This window comes from Massilia sp. CFBP9026, from assembly GCF_034045165.1.
In the GTDB taxonomy this organism is placed as follows: domain Bacteria; phylum Pseudomonadota; class Gammaproteobacteria; order Burkholderiales; family Burkholderiaceae_D; genus Telluria; species Telluria arenae.
This window is the reverse complement of sequence record NZ_JAXCWH010000012.1, coordinates 64,255-86,045: the sequence shown is the minus strand read 5'-3', so window position 1 is coordinate 86,045 and position 21,791 is coordinate 64,255. Positions and strand designations below refer to the sequence as shown.

The 21,791-nt window shown below is 66.9% G+C and carries 18 protein-coding genes; 14 read left to right on the top strand and 4 right to left on the bottom strand.

The genetic code is table 11. The features are described from left to right. Positions 1-66 precede the first annotated feature (66 nt). The gene (locus tag SOM28_RS23685; RefSeq protein ID WP_320469646.1) at positions 67-2,400 is read right to left on the bottom strand and encodes a penicillin-binding protein 1A; all 2,334 of its coding nucleotides are present in this window, start codon (positions 2,398-2,400) and stop codon (positions 67-69) included. 71 nt (positions 2,401-2,471) lie between these two features. On the opposite strand from SOM28_RS23685, the gene SOM28_RS23680 reads away from it, so the two are divergent. From SOM28_RS23680 to SOM28_RS23625, 12 genes are all read left to right on the top strand, one after another. After that, complete coding sequence (locus SOM28_RS23680) at positions 2,472-2,648, top strand: hypothetical protein (protein WP_183407333.1); 177 nt, start codon at positions 2,472-2,474, stop codon at positions 2,646-2,648. A gap of 116 nt (positions 2,649-2,764) precedes the next feature. After that, positions 2,765-3,787 (top strand): pilus assembly protein PilM, encoded by a 1,023-nt coding sequence (locus SOM28_RS23675; RefSeq protein WP_414675207.1) that lies wholly within the window; start codon positions 2,765-2,767, stop codon positions 3,785-3,787. Further along, the gene (locus SOM28_RS23670; protein ID WP_320469645.1) at positions 3,787-4,416 is read left to right on the top strand and encodes a PilN domain-containing protein; all 630 of its coding nucleotides are present in this window, start codon (positions 3,787-3,789) and stop codon (positions 4,414-4,416) included. Before SOM28_RS23675 ends, SOM28_RS23670 begins: the two co-directional genes overlap by 1 nt. Continuing rightward, positions 4,413-5,129, top strand: coding sequence for a type IV pilus inner membrane component PilO (locus tag SOM28_RS23665; protein WP_320469644.1), 717 nt, complete (start codon positions 4,413-4,415; stop codon positions 5,127-5,129). The genes SOM28_RS23670 and SOM28_RS23665 overlap by 4 nt, the downstream gene beginning before the upstream one ends. Further along, positions 5,126-5,665 carry a pilus assembly protein PilP gene (locus SOM28_RS23660; RefSeq protein WP_320469643.1) on the top strand — a complete coding sequence of 180 codons (540 nt, stop codon included), beginning with the start codon at positions 5,126-5,128 and terminating at the stop codon, positions 5,663-5,665. Before SOM28_RS23665 ends, SOM28_RS23660 begins: the two co-directional genes overlap by 4 nt. 12 nt (positions 5,666-5,677) lie before the next feature. Continuing rightward, positions 5,678-7,876: a type IV pilus secretin PilQ gene (locus SOM28_RS23655; protein ID WP_320469642.1), complete on the top strand. Its 2,199-nt coding sequence runs from the start codon at positions 5,678-5,680 to the stop codon at positions 7,874-7,876. Between the two features lie 31 nt (positions 7,877-7,907). Then, on the top strand, positions 7,908-9,821 hold the full coding sequence (locus tag SOM28_RS23650) for a hypothetical protein (protein ID WP_320469641.1): 1,914 nt from the start codon (positions 7,908-7,910) through the stop codon (positions 9,819-9,821). 105 nt (positions 9,822-9,926) lie between these two features. Then, on the top strand, positions 9,927-11,537 hold the full coding sequence (gene aroKB, locus SOM28_RS23645; protein WP_414675209.1) for a bifunctional shikimate kinase/3-dehydroquinate synthase AroKB: 1,611 nt from the start codon (positions 9,927-9,929) through the stop codon (positions 11,535-11,537). 10 nt (positions 11,538-11,547) lie between these two features. Next, the gene (locus tag SOM28_RS23640) at positions 11,548-12,693 is read left to right on the top strand and encodes a deoxyguanosinetriphosphate triphosphohydrolase (protein WP_123068197.1); all 1,146 of its coding nucleotides are present in this window, start codon (positions 11,548-11,550) and stop codon (positions 12,691-12,693) included. A gap of 12 nt (positions 12,694-12,705) precedes the next feature. Further along, positions 12,706-13,587, top strand: a complete 882-nt coding sequence (locus SOM28_RS23635; protein ID WP_320469639.1) for a LysR family transcriptional regulator — start codon at positions 12,706-12,708, stop codon at positions 13,585-13,587. Positions 13,588-13,704: 117 nt separating this feature from the next. Further along, complete coding sequence (locus SOM28_RS23630; RefSeq protein ID WP_320469638.1) at positions 13,705-14,493, top strand: SDR family NAD(P)-dependent oxidoreductase; 789 nt, start codon at positions 13,705-13,707, stop codon at positions 14,491-14,493. Positions 14,494-14,521: 28 nt separating this feature from the next. Beyond that, a complete protein-coding gene (locus tag SOM28_RS23625; RefSeq protein ID WP_320469637.1) occupies positions 14,522-15,160 on the top strand; it encodes an NAD(P)H-dependent oxidoreductase in 639 nt (212 codons plus the stop codon). Positions 15,161-15,229: 69 nt separating this feature from the next. Here SOM28_RS23625 and mutY read toward each other — a convergent pair whose 3' ends face one another. Genes mutY through mutM form a run of 3 tightly spaced genes read right to left on the bottom strand, consistent with a single transcriptional unit; the run spans position 15,230 to position 19,133 of the window. Beyond that, entirely contained in the window at positions 15,230-16,354 is a 1,125-nt protein-coding gene (mutY, locus tag SOM28_RS23620) for an A/G-specific adenine glycosylase (protein WP_320469636.1), read from the bottom strand. Further along, positions 16,351-18,273 carry a dynamin family protein gene (locus SOM28_RS23615; protein WP_320469635.1) on the bottom strand — a complete coding sequence of 641 codons (1,923 nt, stop codon included), beginning with the start codon at positions 18,271-18,273 and terminating at the stop codon, positions 16,351-16,353. Before SOM28_RS23615 ends, mutY begins: the two co-directional genes overlap by 4 nt. A 26-nt stretch (positions 18,274-18,299) precedes the next feature. Further along, positions 18,300-19,133 carry a bifunctional DNA-formamidopyrimidine glycosylase/DNA-(apurinic or apyrimidinic site) lyase gene (gene mutM / locus SOM28_RS23610; RefSeq protein WP_320469634.1) on the bottom strand — a complete coding sequence of 278 codons (834 nt, stop codon included), beginning with the start codon at positions 19,131-19,133 and terminating at the stop codon, positions 18,300-18,302. Positions 19,134-19,241: 108 nt separating this feature from the next. On the opposite strand from mutM, the gene SOM28_RS23605 reads away from it, so the two are divergent. Both SOM28_RS23605 and SOM28_RS23600 read left to right on the top strand, forming a co-directional pair. Then, positions 19,242-21,119 (top strand): tetratricopeptide repeat protein, encoded by a 1,878-nt coding sequence (locus SOM28_RS23605; RefSeq protein ID WP_414675206.1) that lies wholly within the window; start codon positions 19,242-19,244, stop codon positions 21,117-21,119. Between the two features lie 77 nt (positions 21,120-21,196). Then, positions 21,197-21,790 (top strand): outer membrane lipoprotein LolB, encoded by a 594-nt coding sequence (locus tag SOM28_RS23600; protein ID WP_320469632.1) that lies wholly within the window; start codon positions 21,197-21,199, stop codon positions 21,788-21,790. The last annotated feature ends 1 nt before the right edge of the window (position 21,791 follow it).

The window sequence follows — 21,791 nt, the reverse complement described above, 5'->3', positions numbered from 1 at the left end:
AAACTTGGGTCCCCGCCTTCGCGGGGACGACGTTTACACGCTAACGATGCGAGTGGACCATGGCGATCAGAACAACTCGTTCCTCACCGCATCACGCTCCTTCTGCTGTTCCGGCGCCGGTGGCGGCCCCACGTCCAGCGTCTCGACCCCGCTGCCCGGCGGCGTCTCGGCGTAGTAGTAATCCGACCCGTACTGCACCAGCCCGGCCGGCACTTCGCGCACGACGTTCGGCTCGCCCTTGAGCGCCTTCTGCATGTAGCCGATCCAGATCGGCAGCGCCAGGCCGCCGCCGGTTTCGCGTGCGCCCAGGTTGCGCGGCTTGTCGTAGCCCATCCAGGCGATGCCCACCACCTTCGGCTGGTAGCCGGCGAACCAGGCGTCGATCGAGTCGTTGGTGGTGCCGGTCTTGCCCGCCAGGTCGGTGCGCTTGAGCGCCATCGCCTTGGCTGCGGTGCCGTAGCGCACCACGTCCTTGAGCATGCTGTCCATCAGGAAGGCGTTGCGCGCGTCGATCACGCGATTGGCCTCGTCGCCGGCGCGCGCCGGGCGCGCCTCGGACAGCACCTTGCCGTCGCTGTCGGTGACCTTCGAGATCAGGTAGGGGCTGATGCGGTAGCCGCCGTTGGCGAATACCGCGTAGGCGCCGGCCATCTGCAGCGGCGTGGTGGCGCCGGCGCCCAGCGCCAGGGTCAGGTAGGCCGGATTGCGTTCCGGCTCGAAGCCGAAGCGGGCCGCGTACTCCTGGCCGTAGCGCGCGCCGATCTTGTTCAGGATGCGGATCGAGATCATGTTCTTCGACGAGGTCAGGCCGCGCCGCATGGTCATCGGACCTTCGTATTTGTTGTCGTAGTTCTTCGGCTCCCAGGCCTGGCCGCCGGTCTGGCCCGCATCGAAGCTGATCGGGGCGTCGTTGACGATCGTCGCCGGCGACAGGCCACGCTCGAGCGACGCTGAATAGATGAAGGGCTTGAACGAGGAACCCGGCTGGCGCCAGGCCTGCGTCACGTGGTTGAACTTGTTGCGGTTGAAGTCGAAGCCGCCGACCAGGGCGCGAATCGAGCCGTCCTCGGTATTGGCCGCCACGAAGGCCGATTCGACTTCCGGCATCTGCGTGATCAGCCACTTCGACTCGTCGTCCTGCATCACGCGGATCACGGCGCCGCGGCGCACGCGGCGGTTCGGGGCCGCCTTGTCGGACAGCCAGGCGCGCGCGAAGGCCAGGCCCTGGCCCGAAATGGTGATCGTGTCGCCCGAGGCGATGGTGGCCTGCACCTGCGTCGCGGAGGCCTGCAAGACAACGGCGGCGATGATGTTGTCGCTGTCCGGATGCTCGGCCAGCTCGGCCTCGATCGCCTCGTCCGCGTCAAGCTTGGCGCCCGGGATGTCGATGAACGATTCGGGGCCGCGGTAGGGGCGGCGGCGCTCGTAGTCCATCACGCCGCGGCGCAGCGCCAGGTAGGCGGCGTCCTGGTCGGCCTTGGTGATGGTGGTAAACACGTTCAGGCCGCGGGTATAGGTGTCTTCCTTGAACTGCTCGTAGACCAGCTGGCGCGCCATCTCGGCCACGTACTCGGCATGCACGCCGAAGGCGGTGCTGTCGGTCTTGATCTTGAGCGGTTCTTCCTTCGCCTGGGCGAACTGGGCGTCGTTGATATAGCCGAGCTGGTGCATGCGCTGCAGGATGTATTGCTGGCGGGTCTTGGCGCGGGTTGGGTTGACCACGGGATTGTAGGCCGACGGCGCCTTCGGCAGGCCGGCCAGCATGGCCGCTTCGGCCACGGTGATGTCGCGCAGGTCCTTGCCGAAATAGATCTGGGCCGCCGACTGGAAGCCGAAAGCGCGCTGGCCCAGGTAGATCTGGTTCATGTACAGCTCGAGGATCTGGTCCTTGGAGAGATTCTTCTCGATCTTCCAGGCCAGCAGGGCCTCGTAGGCCTTGCGCTTGAAGGTCTGCTCGGACGACAGGAAGAAGTTGCGCGCGACCTGCTGGGTGATGGTCGAGGCGCCCTGGCGCGCACCGCCGGTGGCGTTGCGGAAGGCGGCGCGCAGGATCCCCAGGTAGTCGATGCCGCTGTGCTCGTAGAAACGGTCGTCCTCGATCGACAGCACGGCCTTCTTCATGACGTCCGGGATGTCCTTGAAGTGGACCAGGGTGCGGCGTTCCTCGCCGAACTCGCCGATCAGGACGTTATCGGCTGTAAAGATACGCAGCGGCATCTTGGGCCGGTAGTCGGTGATCGTGTCCAGCGCCGGCAGGTTCGGGTAGGCCATCGCGAGGGCGAACACGAGCACCAGCACGCCGATGGCGCCCAGGCCGAACAGGCCGGCGACGGCCATCAGGACCAGGCGTTTGGGGCTGAACTTCGAGGAAGAAGAGGACGCTGCTTGTTTCTCTTTCATGCTGACCTTCACTTTGTTGATCCGCCTCATTATAAGGCAGCGGTTTGGAGCCCGATACTGGCCGGAGCTTAATGGAACTCAAGGGCAATATTGGCCTGGCAATGAAAACACCAGAGTGTGGCGCGCACGCCCCGGAATGGGGTGTTCCAGTGCAGAAATTTCTTGTCCGTAGTCATCCTTTGTTGCTACGATCCGTGGCGGTGCTGCACGTAAGTACCGGATTTTTAAAAGAAAGTTATAAGAAGTAAATAGCTGTTCTGTTTACGACAACATCCAATTCCGGGCGATTTCAGGCCCATTCTGCAGCCAAGGGGTGTATTTGGTGATCAATCTGGGTTCCTTGTTTGGTAAATCGAGTCCGCCGATGGTCGGGCTCGATATCAGCACGTCCGGCGTCCGCCTGGTCGAGCTGGCCGATGCCGGCAAGGGTATCGTGCGCCTGGAGCGCTACGCCACCGAAGCGCTGCCGCGCGGCGCCGTGGTGGATGGCAATATCGAAAACATGGACCAGGTCGCCGACGCGGTGCGCCGGGTCTGGAAGAAGAGCGGCACCCGCGCCCGCCACGTGGCGCTCGGCATGCCGCCCGCCGCCGTGATCACCAAGAAGATCATCCTGCCGGCCGGTTTGTCGGAAGACCAGTTGGAAGTGCAGGTCGAGTCCGAGGCCAGCCAGTATATCCCGTTCGCGCTCGATGAGGTCAGCCTCGACTTCGACGTGATCGGCGCGGCCCCGAATTCGCTGGACGACATGGAAGTGATGCTGGCCGCCGCGCGCCGCGAAAAAGTCGAGGACCGGGTCGCGATCGCCGAAGCGGCGGGCCTTACCGCCACCGTGATGGACATCGAATCGTACGCCGCGCGCAGCGCGCTCGAACACGCCGCCCTGCCGCGGCAGGACCAGATCGTGGCCCTGTTCCAGATCGGCGCCCACGCCACCCACGTGTCGGTGCTGCTCAATGGCGAAGCGGTCTACGAGCGCGAGCAGCCCTTCGGCGGCAATGCGCTGACCCAGGACATCGTGCGCAGCTACGGCATGGCGTTCGAGGAAGCCGAGACGCGCAAGAAGGCGGGCGACCTGCCCGAGAACTACCGCGCCGACGTCCTGGCGCCATTCCTGGAAAGCGCGGCGCTGGAAATCACGCGCGCCATCCAGTTTTTCTACACCTCGACCCCGTACACCCGGATCGACGCTCTGTACCTGGCTGGCGGCTGCGCGCTGCTGCCCGGGATCCTCGACATCGTGGCCGCCCGCACTCGCCTGCCGACGCTGCTCGCGGCGCCCTTCGAAGGCATGCAGCTCGGTTCCGGCGTGCGCGAGCACCAGCTGCGCCAGGACGCCCCGGCCTACCTGGTCGCCTGCGGCCTGGCGCTGCGGAGGTTCGGCTGATGATCCGGATTAACCTGCTGCCCCACCGCGAAGCCAAGCGCAAGCAGAAGCAGGCCGCCTTCGTCGCCCTGCTGGCGCTGGGCGGCGTGCTGGGCGCCATCGTGGTGATGCTGGTCGGCGGCTATAACGCCAGCCAGATCTCGGTCCAGAACCAGCGCAACGACGTCCTGAAGAAGGCCAGCGCGGAGCTGGACAAGAAGATCGGCGAGATCACCAACCTGAAGGAAGAAATCGCGGCCCTGCAGGCACGCCAGCAGGCCGTCGAAGACTTGCAGGGCGACCGCAACCAGCCGGTGCACCTGCTCGACGAACTGGTGCGCCAGACGCCGGAAGGCGTGCACCTGAAATCGGTCAAGCAGAACGGCCAGCGCGTGATCCTGACCGGCAATGCCCAGTCGCAGGAGCGGGTGGCCGAGCTGCTGCGCAACCTGTCGAGCGGCTCGCCGTGGCTGCAGAACCCGGACCTGACCGAGGTCCGCGCGATCAGCCTGACCCAGGGCAAGACCAGCCGCAATGTGGTCGAGTTCACGCTCGGCGTGTCGATCAAGCGCGCGCGCCTGAGCGAGGGCGAAGAGGCGGCGGATGGCGACAAGCCGGCCGGGGCCAAGCGTGAGGCGGAGAAGTCATGAACATCGACATCAAAGACCTCGGCGCCCGCCTGGCGGCGCAGTTCCAGGACCTGCAGGGCCGTCCGCCCGGCCAGTGGCCGCTGGCGCCGCGCCTGCTGTGCGCTGCCGGCGTGCTGTTGGCGGTCGTCGGCCTGGGCTACTACTTTTACTGGAGCGACCAGTTCGCGGCCCAGGAACGCGGGGCGCTCGACGAGCAAAAGCTGCGCGAGGAATACAGGATCAAGATGGCGCAGGCGATCAACCTGGAAGCGCTCAAGGCGCAGAAGGCCCAGGTCGACCAGTACGTGGTGCGCCTGGAGAAGCAGTTGCCGAACAAGTCCGAAATGTATTCGCTGCTGTCCGACATCAACCAGTCTGGCGTCGGCCGCGGCCTGCAGTTCGAGCTGTTCAAGCCGGGCCAGGAAGTAGTGCGCGACTACTACGCCGAGCTGCCGATCGACATCAAGGTGAACGGCCGTTACCACGACATGGGCGCGTTCGCCGCCGACATGGCCAACCTGCCGCGCATCGTCACCCTGAACAACCTGACCCTGCAGGTCGGCAAGGACGGCAGCCTGGGGATGCAGGCGGTGGCCAAGACCTTCCGCTACCTCGACCAGGAAGAACTGGCGGCCCAGCGCGCCGAACGCGCGGCCGAGAAGAAGAAGGGCAAGGGCAAAGGTAAGGACAAGAACAGCGCCAAGGCCAAGGCCAAGACCGGGGGCAAGAAATGATGCGCGCACGACTGACAGCGTTGTTGCTGGCGAGCGGCCTCTTGGCCGCCTGCGGCGACGGCGGCGTGGGCGAGACCCGGGACTGGATGAAACAGGTGGAAAAGCAGACCGTGCCGAAGGTCAAGCCGCTGCCGGAGCCGAAGACCTTCGAGCCCTATGGCTACGATGCGCGCCAGGCGCCCGATCCCTTCGATCCGGGCAAGCTGCTAGGCGAGATGGCGCGCATGGCGCAGGCCAGCGGCAATGCCAACCAGCCCGACCTCGAACGGCCGAAGGAATTGCTGGAGACCTTCCCGCTCGACATGATGCGGATGGTCGGCACGATGCAGAAGGGCGGCGTGACGTATGCGCTGGTGCAGGTCGAGCGCTCGCTGTACCGGGTGCGCAGCGGCCAGCGGATTGGACAGAACTATGGGCGCATCACGCGTGTGAGCGAGGGCGCCATCGACATCAGGGAATCGGTGCAGGACGCCACTGGCGACTGGGTGGAACGCATGGCCCACATCGAGCTGCAGCACCGCGCTGCGGCAAAATAAGGAGAGCAGTAAATGACCTTCAACGTCAAGATTCGCTTCGCACCGCCGGCATGGCTGGCGCGCGCCGCGGCCGCACTCATGCTCATGATGTGCGCCGGCGCCGCCGTGGCCCAGGGCAACGCGATCGAATCGATCACAGCCAACCAGCAGGGCAGCAACGTGGTCATCAACGTGACCATGCGCGAGATCCCGGCGCGTGCGCCGATCGGCTTCGCGATCACCAATCCCTCCCGCATTGCGCTCGACTTCGGCGCCACCGCCAATGCCACCGGCAAGACGGTGCACGAGATGAACCTGGGCGACGTGCGCAGCCTGAACGTGGTGCAGGCCGGCGAGCGTACCCGCCTGGTGCTGAACCTGGCGCGCGCCCTGAACTACGCCACCACGATCGACGGCAAGTCGGTGATCGTGACGGTGGAAGGCTCGGGCGGCGTGGCGCGCCCGCTCAATGCCAGCGGCATGCCGGCAGTTGCAGCGGCGCCAGCCACGCTTCCCGCCTCGCGTCCCCAGTTGCGCGACCTCGACTTCCGCCGCGGCGCCAACGGCGCCGGCCGGGTCGTGGTCGACCTGCCCGCCAACCAGGTGGCGGTCGACGTGCGCCAGACCGCCAGCGGCGTGACCGTCGACTTCCTCAATGCGCGCCTGCCGGAATCGCTGCGGCGGCGCCTGGACGTGACCGATTTCGGCACGCCGGTCACCCGCGTCTCGACCCAGGCCCAGGGCGACAACGTCCGCATGACGGTGGAGGCGCAAGGCAACTGGGAGCAGTCGGTGTTCCAGAGCGATTCCCAGCTCGTGGTCGAGGTGCGCAAGGTCGAAGGTGACCCGAATCGCAGCAGCCTGGGCTCGCGCGACAACCCGCAGGGCTATCGCGGCGAAAAGCTGTCGTTCGAATTCCAGGACGTCGAAGTGCGCGCCGCGCTGCAGGCGGTGGCCGACATCTCGGGCCTGAACATCATCGCCAGCGATTCGGTCACCGGCTCGCTGACCCTGCGCCTGAAGGACGTGCCGTGGGACCAGGCGCTGGACGTGATCCTGACCGCCAAGGGCCTGGACCAGCGCAAGAACGGCAACGTGGTGTGGATCGCTCCGAAGGAAGAACTGCTGACCAAGGAAAAGCTCGAACTCGAGCAGCGCGCCCAGATCGCCGAACTCGAGCCGCTGCGCTCCGAGATCTTCCAGCTCAATTACCAGAAGGCGGAATCGTTCCGCAACGTGTTCGGCCTGGACGCCGCCGGCGCCACCGCCAGCAGCGACGCCGGCGGCCGTAACCGCGTGCTGTCGCGGCGCGGCAGCGCGATCATCGATCCGCGCACCAACCAGCTGTTCGTGACCGACATCGCCTCCAAGATCGAGGACATCCGCAAGCTGATCCAGAAGACCGACATCGCCTCCAAGCAGGTGCTGATCGAGGCGCGCCTGGTCGAGGCCAATGACGGTTTTTCGCGCAACCTTGGCGCCAAGCTCGGCTTCAATGACCTGCGCACCCAGCGCGGCGGCGACTCCGGCTGGCAGATCAGCGGCAACGAGCGCGTCGCCATCGGCGGCAACCTGGCCGGCGTCGGCCAGGTGACGGGCCAGACCCCTGCCAGCACCAGTATCGACAACACCACCATGGTCAACCTGCCGGCGGCCAATATCGGCGGCATCGCCCCGTCGACGCTGGCGTTCTCGCTGTTCTCGTCGGCCGCCAACCGCTTCCTGAACCTGGAGCTGTCGGCGCTGGAAGCCGATGGCAAGGGCAAGATCATCTCCAGCCCGCGCGTGGTCACCGAGGACAAGCAGGTCGCCGTGATCGAGCAGGGCGTCGAGCTGCCCTACGAGCAGGCGACCAGCAGCGGCGCCACTTCGATCGCGTTCAAGAAGGCCAACCTGCGCCTGGAAGTGACGCCGCAGATCACGCCGGACGGCAACGTGGTGCTGGAAGTGGACGTCAACAAGGATTCGAAGGGTGAAGAGACGCGCGCCGGCTTCGCGATCAACACCCAGCACGTCAAGACCAAGGTGATGGTCGAGAACGGCGGCACGGTGGTGCTGGGCGGGATCTACCAGCAGACCGAGCGCAACAACGTGACCAAGGTGCCGCTGCTGGGCGACGTCCCGCTGCTGGGCTATCTGTTCAAGACCACCGGCACCGAGCACAGCAAGACCGAGCTGCTGGTCTTCATCACCCCGAAGATCGTGAACGAGAACGTGGCGGGCACGCGCTGAACCCTCATCAACAACAAGCGATAACAACAACATGAACAACCAGCACATCAAGTACGGCAGCCTGGCGCTGCTCCTGGCCGCAACCCTGTCCGCCTGCGGCGGCGGTGGCGGCAGCCCGGGCACCCCGGGCGGCAGCGGCGGCACCGGCAACGGCGGCACGCCGGCCGTGCCGGCCGCGCCGACGGTCGGCGTCAGCCTGGTCAGCGCCACGGGCGCGGCCAGCACCGCGCTGTCCGGCGCCACCCCGCTGACGGTGCGCGCCCTGGTGCTCGACGCCAACAAGCAGCCGGTACCGAATGCGCTGGTCACCTTCACCACCGCCGCCGACCTGGCCGTGTTCGCGCCCGGCGCCGGCACCGCCCTGACCGATGCCAGCGGCACCGCCAGCATCACCATGCGCGTGGCCAGCCTGGCGGCCGGCGGCGCCGGCACCGTCACCGCCAGCGCCACCGTGGCCGGCACCGCCGTCACCAGCACCGCCAACTACTCGGTCAACGCCACCGCGCTGACCTTCAGCGCGCTGCGCCTGGAGCCGGCCAGCATCAACGCCTACGATTCGAGCAGGATCTCGGTCGACCTGCTGGCCAACGGCGCCAAATACACCGGCCAGGTGAACGTCAACTTCACGTCGGCCTGCGTCGCCGCCGGCAAGGCCACGCTGGCGGCCGTCGTCGCCACCAATAACGGCACCGCCGAGACGGTCTACCGCGACCAGGGTTGCGGCAATAACGACACCATCACCGTCACCGCCGATGGCGTCACGACCCCGGCCACGGGTTCGCTCGTGATCGCCCAGCCGGGCGCCGCGTCGGTGCAACTCGTCGAGGCGCTGCCGACCGACAAGTCGATCGTGATCCGCGGCCAGGGCGGCATCAACCGCACCGAGACCGCGACCCTGCGCTTCCGCGTGTTCGACCTGTTCAACCGTCCGCTGGCCAACAAGGAAGTGCGGTTCTTCATCGAGCCAGAGGGATTGGTCAACCTGAACAAGAGCACCGACCGCACCGACCAGAACGGCGAGGTGATCACCACCGTCAACTCGGGCACGGTGCCGACCTCGTTCCGCGTGCGCGCCGTGCTGCCCGGCACCGCCAGCGGCAATGGCGCCGACATCTCCACCACCTCGGATTCGATCGTCGTGACCACCGGCCTGCCGGTGCAGCGCGCCTTCTCGCTCTCCGTGACCCAGGGTAACGTGGATGGCTGGTCCTTCGACAGCGGTCCGGTCACGCCAGCGGCCACCGTCAATGTGCTGCTGGCCGACGCCTTCGGCAACCCGGTCGCCGACGGCACCCCGGTCGTGTTCCAGACCAATATGGGCGCCATCGGTTCGGCGGACAAGGGCGGCTGCACCACCGTCAACGGCGGCTGCTCGGTGCCGTTCCGCACCCAGGCGCCGCGCGTGGCGATCCCGAATACCCCGGCCACGCCTTGCAACACCGGTCCCGGCGCCACGTCGGACACCACCCGCCGCGGCGTGGCCACGATCTGCGCCAGCACGACCGACGGCGCCAACACCCAGTTCGCCAAGACCACGATCACCTTCAGCGACGCCGACGTGGCGAACGTCTACCTGGACAACGCGACGCGTCCGGCGACCACCATGCCGATCGACCTGGGCAGCGCCAACGCCAACGAATCGAAGGTGTTTACGCTCAAGCTCACCGACCTGAACGACAACCCGCTGCCGGCCGGCACCACGATCTCGGTCAGCGGCGCGGTCAATGCCACCGGTGTGGAAGTGATCCCCGAAACCGTGCCGAGCATCTTCGTCACCGGCGGCACCGGCGCCGTGGGGTCGAGCCACACCATCACCGTGGCCGCGACCGGCGAAAAGCCGTGCACGACCTCCAGTGCGGCCACGTTCAACGTGCGCGCCACCACGCCACGCGGCAAGATCACCTCGATCCCGTTCAAGCTGGCGTTCACGTGCTCCCGCCCATAAAATTGGCGGATTGACAGGCGGCCAGTCTATACTGGCCGTCTTTTTATCAGAGCGGGTTTGGTAGTGCCACATCCCAAGAACGACAATATCTTCCTTGTTGGCCTGATGGGGGCGGGGAAGACCACGATCGGTCGATTGCTTGCACGCAAGCTCAATCGCCGCTTCGTCGATTCCGACCACGAGATCGAGGCGCGCACCGGCGCCACCATCCCCTGGATCTTCGAGATCGAGGGCGAGGCCTGCTTCCGGCGGCGCGAAGCGGACGTGATCCGCGACCTCACCGGCCAGCAGGGCCTGGTGCTGGCCACCGGCGGCGGGGCAGTGCTGAACCCGCAGAATCGCGCCTTCCTGGCCGAGCGCGGCACCGTGATCTACCTGCGCGCCTCGATCGGCAGCATCCTGCAGCGCACCGCCCACGACAAGAACCGTCCGCTGCTGCAGACGGCCGACCCGCGCGCGAAACTCGAAGAGCTGTGGACCCAGCGCGATCCGCTGTACCGCGAGATTGCGGACCTCGTCATCGACACCGGCCGTCCTAACGTACAATCGATGGTACAGACCATATTGGATCAGCTGGCGGCGCAGGAAACAGCGCGCGCGCGCCGGCTGGCAAGGACATCGATGAACGAACAGGACCACATCACCCTCAACGTCGACCTCGGCGAACGCAGCTACCCGATCGCGATCGGCCCCGGCCTGCTGGACGACGCCGCGCTGCTGGCGCGCCACATCGGCGGCAACAAGGTGGCCATCGTCACCAACACCACCGTCGCGCCGCTCTACCTGGCCAAGGTGGCCGGCCACCTGCGCGCGGCGGGCCGCGACGTGCTCGAGATCGTGCTGCCCGACGGCGAAGAGCACAAGAACTGGCAGTCGCTCAACCTGGTGTACGACGCGCTGCTGCAACACAAATGCGACCGCAAGACCACGCTGGTGGCGCTGGGCGGCGGCGTGATCGGCGACCTGACGGGCTTCGCCGCGGCGAGCTATATGCGCGGCGTGCCCTTCGTGCAGATCCCGACCACCCTGCTGTCCCAGGTCGATTCTTCGGTCGGCGGCAAGACCGGCATCAACCACCCGCTGGGCAAGAACATGATCGGCGCCTTCTACCAGCCGCGCGCCGTCATCGCCGACACCGCAACGCTCGACACCTTGCCGGCGCGCGAGCTGTCGGCCGGCCTGGCCGAGGTGATCAAGCACGGCGCCATCCTCGACGCGGCCTACTTCGACTGGATCGAGGCGAACGTCGAGGCCCTGCTTGCGCGCGAGCCGCAAGCGCTTGCCTATGCGATCGCGCGCTCGTGCGAGATCAAGTCCGACGTGGTGCGCAAGGACGAACGCGAAGGCGGCCTGCGCGCGGTGCTGAACTTCGGCCATACCTTCGGCCACGCGATCGAGAATGGCCTGGGCTACGGAGAGTGGCTGCACGGCGAGGCGGTCGGCTGCGGCATGGTGATGGCGGCCGATATGTCGGCACGCCTGGGCCTGATCGAACCGGCCGCCGTGGAGCGCGTGCGCGCCCTGGTGCGCGCCGCCGGCCTGCCGGCCGTGGCGCCCGATCTTGGCGAGGCGCGCTGGATCGAGCTGATGGAAGTCGACAAGAAGAACGAGGGCGGCGAGATTCGTTTCATCCTGCTCAAGCCGCTCGGCAGCCCGTCGATCACCACGGCCCCGCTGGACATCCTGCGCTCGACCCTGGCGGCGTGCAGCGGCTGAGGGGCGCACGATGAACGCGACGCGCAGCTTCGACGCCAGCCTGGCTCCCTACGCGGCGCACTCGTCGCAGTCGCGCGGCCGGCGCCACATCGAGCCGGGCCCCGGTTCGCGTAGCGAATACCAGCGCGACCGCGACCGCATCATCCACTCGACCGCCTTCCGCCGGCTCGAATATAAAACCCAGGTATTCCTGAACCACGAGGGCGACCTGTTCCGCACCCGGCTGACCCACAGCATCGAGGTGGCGCAGATCGGCCGTACCCTGGCGCGCAGCCTGCGCCTGAACGAAGACCTGGTCGAGGCCACCGCGCTGGCGCACGACCTGGGCCACACGCCCTTCGGCCACGTGGGCCAGGACGTGCTCAACGACTGCATGAAGGATTTCGGCGGCTTCGAGCACAATCTGCAAAGCCTGCGCGTGGTCGACCATCTGGAAGAGCACTACGGCGCCTTCGACGGCCTGAACCTGACGTTCGAAACGCGCGAGGGCATCCTCAAGCACTGCTCGCTGAACAATGCGCGCCAGCTGGGCGACCTGGGCCAGCGTTTCATCGAGCGCAGCCAGCCCAGCCTGGAAGCGCAGCTGACCAACCTGGCCGACGAGATCGCGTACAACAACCACGATATCGACGACGGCCTGCGCTCCGGCCTGCTGACCATGAAGCAGATGGAAGAAGTGGAGCTGTTCGCGCGCCTTCGCCACGAGGTGGAGCTCCAGTATCCCGGGCTGGCGGGACGGCGCGCGCTGTACGAGACGATCCGCCTGATGATCACGGCGATGACGGCCGACCTGGTCGAGACCTCGGCCCAGCGCATCCTGGATGCGAACCCGCAGACCATCGACGACGTGCGCGCGGGCCCGCCGCTGATCCGCTTCTCGGACAAGATGCGGGCCGAGACCACGGCCCTCAAGCGCTTTTTGTACGCCAACCTGTACCGCCACTTCCAGGTCAACCGCATGCGGGTGAAGGCGAGCCGTATCGTGCGCGAGCTGTTCCAGGCCTTCCTCGACGACCCGGTGCTGCTGCCGAACGACTACCAGGTCGAGGGCGACCCGATGAAGCAGGCGCGCAAGATCGCCGACTACATCGCCGGCATGACCGACCGCTACGCGATCCGCGAGCATCGGCGCATCTTCTCGCTCGATCACTTCTGATCCGGGGCCGCCATGGACCGGATCGACGCGCTGCGCCTGTTGCTCGACGTCTCGGCCACCGGCAGCTTTTCGGGCGTGGCGCGCCAGCGCAACGTCGCAATCTCCACCGTCACCCTGGCGGTCGACCAGCTGGAGCAGGAATTCGGCATCGCCCTGCTCAAGCGCTCGACGCGCCGCCTGGCCCTGACGCATGAGGGCGAGCAACTGGTGGCGGACGCGCGCCGCCTGGTGGGTGAATGGGATGGCCTGCTGGCCGCGCTGAAGGAAGACGGGCCGTTGTCCGGGCCGATCCGCATCGGCGCCACCAACGACTTCGGCCGCAAGCAGCTGCGCCCCTTGCTGGACGCCTTCCAGGCGCTTCATCCCGGCCTGCGCCTGACCCTGCTGCTCAGCGATAGCACGGTCGACCTGATCCACGACAACATCGACCTGACCTTGCGCAGCGGCCCGCTGCCGGATTCCGGACTGCATGCGCGCCTGCTGGTGCGCGGGGACCGCCTGGTGTGCGCCGCCCCCGATTATTGGGAGCGCGCCGGCCGGCCGACGCATCCCGAACAGCTGGCCGGGCATAACTGCCTGGTGCTGGCGCGGCCCGATGCACCGCTGGCCGCCTGGAATTTCCAGGCCGGGGGAAAACCGTTCAACGTCAAGGTGAGCGGGGACCGCCAGTCCAGCGACGGCGAGGTGTTGCGCGACTGGGCGCTCGACGGCATGGGTGTCACCTTCAAGAACGGCTGGGACGTGCAGCGCGACCTCGATGCCGGGCGGCTCGAGACCGTGCTGGACGATTTTTCGGCGGGCCCGGTCGACCTGTACGCCGTGTACCCGGCCAGCCCGCCCAGCCGGCGGGTGGCGGCGCTGGTGGATCACCTGGCGGCGGCGCTGGCAGCGTAGGGGGCAAACCGGCACCGATTAGCGCCGGATCTCGAAAGGTGATTTGTCCTTTGGCCGATGTTTCGGCCGTCGGACGAGGTCTAAGATGATTTCTCTTACTGAACAGGAGGAATCATCATGCATATCGACTTGACCGGCAAGACCGCCATCGTGACCGGTTCGACCCGCGGCATCGGCTACGCGATCGCCGAAGGACTGGCGCGCACCGGCGCGTCCGTGGTGCTCACCGGACGCAAGCAGGACCAGGTCGACCGGGCGCTGGCGCAGCTGCGCGCGGCTGTCCCCGCGGCACAGGTGCGGGGCGTCGCCGCCGATCTCGGCACCGCCCAGGGCGTGGCGGCGCTCAAGGCGGCCGAGCCGCAGGCCGACATCCTCGTCAACAACGTCGGCATCTTCAACCCGCAACCCTTCGCCGAGATCCCGGACGAAGAGTGGACCCGTTTCTTCGAGATCAACGTCATGTCCGGCGTGCGCGCCAGCCGCGCCTACCTGCCCGGCATGCAAGAGAAGGACTGGGGCCGCATCGTGTTCATCTCGTCCGAGTCGGCGCTGAACATCCCGGCCGACATGATCCACTACGGCTTCACCAAGACCAGCAACCTGGCCATCTCGCGCGGCCTGGCCAAGAGCCTGGCCGGCACCGGCATCACGGTCAATGCGGTGCTGCCGGGGCCGACCCTGTCGGAAGGCGTGCAGCAGATGGTGGCGCCGGGTGGCGACCATGCCAGCGCGCTGGCGGCGGCGAACGCGTTCGTGCGGGAGCACCGCAGCTCGTCCATCCTGCAGCGCGTGGCCACGCCCGACGAGGTGGCGAACATGGTCGTCTACGTCTGCTCACAACAGGCCTCGGCCACGACCGGCGCCGCGCTGCGCGTCGACGGTGGAACGGTCGACACCATCGCCTGAACCAACTACTACTCAAGGAAACCGGAAGATGAACCAACTGCTCTCGCGCCTGGAATGGCGCTACGCCACCAAGAAATTCGATCCGGCGCGGCCGGCGGCCCAGGAACAGGTCGACCGCATCGTCGAGGCGATCCGCCTGGCGCCGACCTCCAGCGGCCTGCAGCCGTATGACCTGATCGTGGTGAGCGATCCCGCGCTGCGCGCGCGCATCAAGCCGGTCGCCAACGACCAGCAGCAGATCGTCGACTGCTCGCACCTGCTGGTGTTCGCCGCCTGGGACGACATGACGCCGACCCGCATCGACAAGATGTTCGACCTGGTGAACACTGAACGCTGCTTCGTCAACGAGGGCTGGGAGGCTTACCGCAAGGTGTTGCAAGACAAGCACGCAACGCAAGGCAGGCAAGCCAATTTCGAATTCGCCGCACGCCAGGCCTATATCGGCCTGGGCACCGGCATCGTGGCCGCCGCCATGGAAGGGGTGGATGCGACGCCGATGGAAGGCTTCGATCCGGCCGGCGTGGACCTGGTGCTGGGACTCGAGGCCATGGGCCTGCGCAGCGTCAGCATGCTGGCGCTGGGCCACCGCGACGCGGATGGCGACTGGCTGGTGAAGCTCAAGAAGGTACGGCGTTCGCGCGAGGACTTCGTTCTCGCTTTTGGCTGAGGTTCGCCGACCGTTTCAATAATTTTTGATTTTCACGGCCCGTGAAAATCGAAAAAAAATGAAAACGAATCATCCGAACAAGCTTGGCCTTGCCAGATCCAGCAACAGCTTCTTGACTGGCGCCGGCAGCGGCGCCTCGCCGATCGTATCGAGTTTCCACCAGACGTGGCCTGGCGGCAGGGCCGCGCGCGTCGCCAGCGTCACCGCGAACGGCGCGATGTGCAGCTTGTAGTGAGTAAACACATGCACCAGCGGGCTCAGTGGCCGCACTTCGTCGATCGTGCCGAATGGCCCGGCCGCAGCGGCGACGTCCGAGGTACAGACCGGCGGCTCATCGTCATCCATCGGCACATGCCCGCCCACTTCCGGCAGCGACAGCAGGCCGCCCCAGATCCCGGTTTGCGGACGCTGTTCCAGCAGCACCTCTCCACGGTCGATGACCACCAGCAGCGCGGTGCGTTTTTCCGGCGTCGCCTTCTTCGGCTTGCGCACCGGCAGTTCGGCCGTGCGGCCGGTGGCGAAGGCGACGCAGCGCGCCTGCAGCGGGCAGCGGCCGCAGTCGGGACGCGAGCGGGTGCACAGGGTGGCGCCCAGATCCATCAGGCCCTGGGTATAGGCCTCGATGGCGCCGGGATTGCCGGCCACCTCGGGCAGCAGGGCGTCGGCGCGCCGCCACAGCGCATCCTCGATGGGTTTCAGGCCAGGATAGGCGTCGATGCCGAACACACGCGCGAACACGCGCTTGACGTTGCCGTCCAGGATGGCGGCGCGTACGCCGCTGGAGAACGCGGCGATCGCCGCCGCCGTCGAGCGGCCGATGCCGGGCAGGTCGGCCAGCAGCGCCGGGTCGCTCGGGAACACGCCGTCGTAGTCCTGCACCACGCGGCGGGCAGCGGCGTGCAGGTTGCGCGCGCGGGTGTAGTAACCGAGGCCGCTCCAGTGGGCCATCACGTCTTCCGATGGCGCCTCGGCCAGCGCGTGGACGGTCGGGAAGCGTTCCAGGAAGCGGGCGTAATAGCCCAGTACCGCGGCGACTTGCGTCTGCTGCAGCATGATCTCGGACAGCCAGACGCGGTAGGCGTCGGTGGTGTTTTGCCAGGGCAGGGTGTGACGGCCATGGCTGCGCTGCCAGTCGATCACGGCCTTCGAGAAGGTCGGATCGGCTAGCTGGTCGAACTCGGTGAGGCGTTTCATGCGATATCGGGTAAGTGGCTCTGGGCCGCAAGTTGGGTGGTGACGCCGGCCGCGATGGCGGCCAGGCGCTGGCGCGTGGATTCGAGTTCGGCCTGGCCGTGCTCGAAGGCGCCGATCTTCTGTTCCAGGCTGTCGCTGGCGTCGTGGATGCGCTGGACCGTGGCCTGGCGCTGGCGCAGGTTGTCGCGGTGCTGGCGGATCTGCGTTTCCAGCGGCGCATTGGCGACCTTCAGCCAGGCTTCGACGTCGGCGTTGGCGGCGCGGTAGACGCGCCGCACGCGCGAGGCGATCGAATCGAAGAAGCGTTCGAGCAAGGTCGCGCGGCTGGTCATCAACAGGGTCGCGGTGCCGAACTGGCGCTCGAACAGCGTTTCGATGGCGTCGATCTCGTCGACGTGGCGCGTCAATGATAAAGCTTGCGGCAGCGCCAGCGACAGGCCGTGTTCGGCCGCGAAGCGGCGGTGCATGGCATCCATCATGGACTTGATCTCGTCGACCTTGGCGCAGGCGTCGAGCAGGCCGGCGCGCGCGCCGGCGAAGTAGTTGCGCACCGGCGCGCGCATGCCGGTGGCGAAGCGCGCCGCCGACATCGCGGCGCGCACCGTTTCGGTCCGGTCCTGCAGGCCGTCCATGCCGACCAGGGTGTACAGCTCGGTCGACAGGCGCGTGAACACGGCGCGCGTGCCCTGCAGCTTGAACAGGCCGGCGTCGAATTCCTTCTTCTCGGCCTCCACCCGGCGCACCATGTGGGCGATCATGCCCTGGTTCTTGCCGCGCAGGCTGCGCAGCTCCTGCAACTGCTCGACCAGCTCGCGCAGGCGCGTCGCCACCAGCACCTGCTGGCCTGCCGCCAGGATCTCGAGGTCGGCGCGCAGCTGGCGCGTGTTGATCGCGCGCCGCGCCGGGATCAACTGGTGGAACAGGGCCGATTCGAGCGCGCCCAGGCGGCTGCGCTCGAACAGGTCGATGTCGCCGCCGATGCGTCCGACCAGCGCCTTGTGGGCCGAGACCGGATAGACCTGGCCGGCGTCCAGCCCGAGCAGGCGCGCAACGTCGTGCTGCTGGCGCGCGATCTCGGTTTGCACGGCGACCGGGCTTTTGAGCTCGTCCCACATGGCGTCGATCTTGTTCAGCACCGCCAGCCGGCCCGGCCCGGCGCCGATATGGGTGCGCCAGACCTCGATGTCGCTGCGCGTCACGCCGGTGTCGGCGGCCAGCACGAACAGCACCGCGTGCGCGTTCGGGATCAGGTTCAGCGTCAGTTCCGGCTCGGTGCCGATCGCGTTCAGGCCCGGGGTGTCGAGAATCACCAGGCCCTGCTTGAGCAGCGGGTGCGGCAGGTTGATGATGGCGTGGCGCCAGCGCGGGATTTCGATACGGCCGTCCGCATCGGCGCTGGCGGCCAGGTCGGGATCTTCCGGGTCGAACAGGCCGTAGCGCTCGGCCTCGTCCGTCGCCACATGGCGGGTCTGGCTGACCTGGCGCAGCGTCTCGTGCATCGCGCCCGGATCGTCCAGGTCGAGCGGCAGCACGGTCCAGGCGCCGGGATCGTCGCGGTAGTCGCCCGTGGACAGCTGGCCGGCGCGGGTATCGATCGGCAGCAGGCGGATGCAGGGTGGCAACTGGGCATCCCACAGCAGTTCGGTCGGGCACATGGTGGTGCGGCCGGCGCTGGACGGCAGGATGCGCTGGCCATAGTCGGCAAAGAACAGCGCGTTGATCAGCTCGGTTTTTCCGCGCGAGAACTCGGCCACGAAGGCGACCGAGAGCCGGTCGTCGCGCAAGCGTCCGAGCGCGCGCGCCAGCACCTGCTCGCCGGCGGCGTCGATCAGGCCGGCTTCGCGCAGGGCTTGGCCGTAGCCTTCGAGGCTGGCGGCAACGCTGGCCCGCCACGCTCCATACTGTTGTAGATCCTGCATCGTTCTGCCCGTAGCCCGTTATATGCCTAGCGCTGGCACTGCGCGCAATAGAAGGTCGAGCGCTGGCCCTGCTTGATCTGGCGGACCGGCGCCTCGCACTGGCGGCAGGGCACACCAGCACGATCATAGACGAAATATGTCTGCTGGAAATATCCAGATTGCCCATTTACAGCAATAAAGTCACGCAGGGTACTGCCGCCCTGGACGATGGCGGCGGCCAGGATCTCGCGGATCGCTTCGGCCAGCCGGTCGTAGCGCGCGCGGCTGATGCGCGAGGCCGCCGTCTTGGGGCTGATGCCGGCCCGGAACAGGCTCTCGCAGGCGTAGATATTGCCGACGCCCACGACGATGTCGCCGGCCAGCAGCACCTGCTTGATCGGGGCGCTGCGGCGCCGCGTTTGCAGGTAGAGCAGGGCGCCATCGAACTGCTCGCCGAGCGGCTCCACGCCCAGGCCGCGCAGCAGGGTGTGCTCTTCCAGGTCGCCATCCTCGTTGGCATGCCACAGGACGGCGCCGAAGCGGCGCGGATCGTGCAGGCGCAGCACTTGCACGCCATCGGGGCCATTGACGACGAGGTCGAAATGGTCGTGTTTGCGCGGTTCGATGCCCGGCGGCAGCACGCGCAGGTGGCCGGACATGCCCAGGTGGACGATCAGGGTGCCGTGCTCGAAATGAATCAACAGGTATTTGCCGCGCCGGCCGGTGGCCAGGATGCGGCGGCCGGCCAGCAGCGCGCCAAGGTCGGGCGGGAAGGGCCAGCGCAGGCCGTCGCGGCGGCAGACGACCTGCTCGACCACGCGGCCTTCGATATGGGGCGCGACACCGCGCCGGGTGACTTCTACTTCTGGCAGTTCAGGCATGGGGAAGACGAATCGTGTAAAGTCGGGTTGCCGTCGCGGCTGGGCAGCCTGCGGGCCGGGCTGGCGCCAGGGATCCTGACGCAGCTCATGCGCGGCAGGCGCCTGCGCATGAGCGTAGAATCAAATCAAAACATCAACTCGGATCTTGGACTTGCTTTGAAAAACGCTTTCGCCATTGTAACCGTCTCCGGGCTGCTTGCAGGCCTGCTCTCAGGATGTGCTGCCTCCCCGCAACAGCAGTCGTTCGCCGCCGGCGACGAGGCCAAGTTCGGCCAGCAACAATCCGCACAGCAAGAGGCCGAGCCCGAGCTGGATGAAGAAGAGCTGGCCGCCAAGCAAAAGGCAGAGGAAGAAGCGCGCCTGCCCAAGGTAGAGCTCACGCCCGTCATGCTCGAGCAGCTGATGAAGGCGGAATTTGCTTTTCGCAATGGCGACTGGCAGGGGCCTTATCTGACCGTCTACAACCTGGCCCAGCGCACCGGCGATCCGCGCCTGGCGCGCCGCGCGGCCGAGATGGCGGTGGCCGCCAAGCAGGCCGACGACACCCTGGCCGCGGTGCGCCTGTGGTACCGGCTCGATCCGGATTCCGACGAAGCGACCCAGTATTTCGTCGGCATGGCGGTTACTTCCGACAAGATCTCTGAACTCGAACCGATCTTCGAGCAGCGCCTGCGCGAGGCGACCCCGGCCCGGCGCGGCGTGCTGCTGTTCCAGGTCCAGCAATTGCTGGGCCGCGCGAAGGACAAGGAAGCGGCGATCGCCATGCTCGAGCGCCTGATCGCGCCCTACGAAAATACGATGGAAGCGCGCGTTGTGCGCGCCCAGATCGCGCTGGTGCGTGACGACAAGGCGCTGGCGCGCAGCGAAGCCCAGGCGGCGCTGGCGATCAAGCCCGACGCCGAGATCGCCTTGCTGATGCTGGCGCAGGTGACCGAGGACGAGGCGCAAGTGGTGGCCTTGATGCAGAAATTCCTCAAGAGCTATCCGAAGGCGAGCGATGTGCGCGCTGCCTATGCGCGGGTGCTGGTCAACCGCAAGGATTATCCGGCTGCGCGGCGCGAGTTCGAGCTGCTGGTCAAGGCCCAGCCCGACAACGTCGCCCATCTGTATGCGCTGGGCATCCTGGCCACGCAGATGAACGATGCCCTCGGCGCCGAACAATATTTCACGCGCTTCGTGGAAGTGCTGGGGCGCAATCCGGACGACGAACGCGATCCTTCGCGCGCGCTATTGATCCTGTCGCAATTGGCGGAAGAGCGCAACGACCTGGTCGGCGCCCTGCAGTGGCTGGACAAGGTGCCGGAAGGCACGGACCCGCAGACCCGCTTCAATACCCAGCTGCGCCGCGTCCACCTGGTCGGCAAGGGCGGCGATGTGAACAGCGCGCGGCGCCTGCTGGCCGAGATCAAGACCGACGATCCGGCGCGCCAGGCCCAGCTGATGGCAGCCGAGGCGCAACTGCTGCGCGAAGCCAACCAGTTGCAGGAAGCCTATGCGGTGATGGAAGCGGCCACCAAGCGCTTCCCGAAGAATCCCGACCTGTTGTACGACTTCGCGCTGCTGGCCGAAAAACTGGGCAAGGTCGACGTGATGGAAGCGCAATTGCGTGAAGTGATGGCGCAGGCGCCGGACAACCACCATGCCTATAACGCCCTCGGCTATTCGCTGGCGGAGCGCAATGTGCGCTTGCAGGAAGCCTATGGCCTGATCACCAAGGCGCTGGACATGGCGCCGGAAGACCCCTTCATCATGGACAGCATGGGCTGGGTTCATTATCGGATGGGCAATCTGGTTGAGGCCGAAAAATTCCTGCGCCGCGCCTACGGTTTGCGCAAGGATCCCGAGATCGCCGTCCACCTGGGCGAGGTGCTGTGGCAGAAGGGCGATAAGTCGGCGGCCGAGAAGCTGTGGCGCGAGGCGAGCGCCAAGGATCCGCAGAACGATACGCTGCGCACCACGCTGGCGCGGTTGCGGCCTGCCTTGTGAAATAATCAGTCTTGCGGCGGATGGCGCACAGCTGTCCGCCGTGTCCGTATTCTTCCCATGCTCTCTTGAATTTCCTTATGCCGCTGACCCGTCGTCTCACCTTGCTTGCCTTCGCCGCCGTGCTTGCCGGCTGCGCCACCAGCACCGCCAACCTGTCCACCGCCACGGTCGGCGACTACCGCGACACCATCGACCTGTCGGGCAAGCTGTCGGTCAATTACCAGAAGGATGGCAGGCAGGAGTCGATCACTGGCAATTTCAACTGGGAACAGCGTCCCGAGGCGATCGACGTCGCCCTGATTTCTCCGCTGGGCCAGACCGTGGCCACGATCAACGTCACGCCGACGACCGCGACCCTGGTCCAGGGCGGTCAGGAGCGTACGGCGGGCGACATCGACAGCCTGACCCAGGAGACGCTGGGCTGGCCGCTGCCGGTGTCCGGCCTGCGCGACTGGCTGCAGGGCTATGCGCTGGATGCGCAGGGGCAGCGCTTCCGCGCCTCGCCAGCCAATAACACCGTGACGACCAAGGATGGCTGGCGCCTGCGCTTCGTCGAGTGGCAAGATTCGGCGGCAAGCCAGCCGACGCCGCGCCTGATCCAGGCCGAGCGCGCCGCCTCGGGCGACATCACGGACCTGGCGATCCGCATCGTCATCCTGCCGGCGGCTTGAT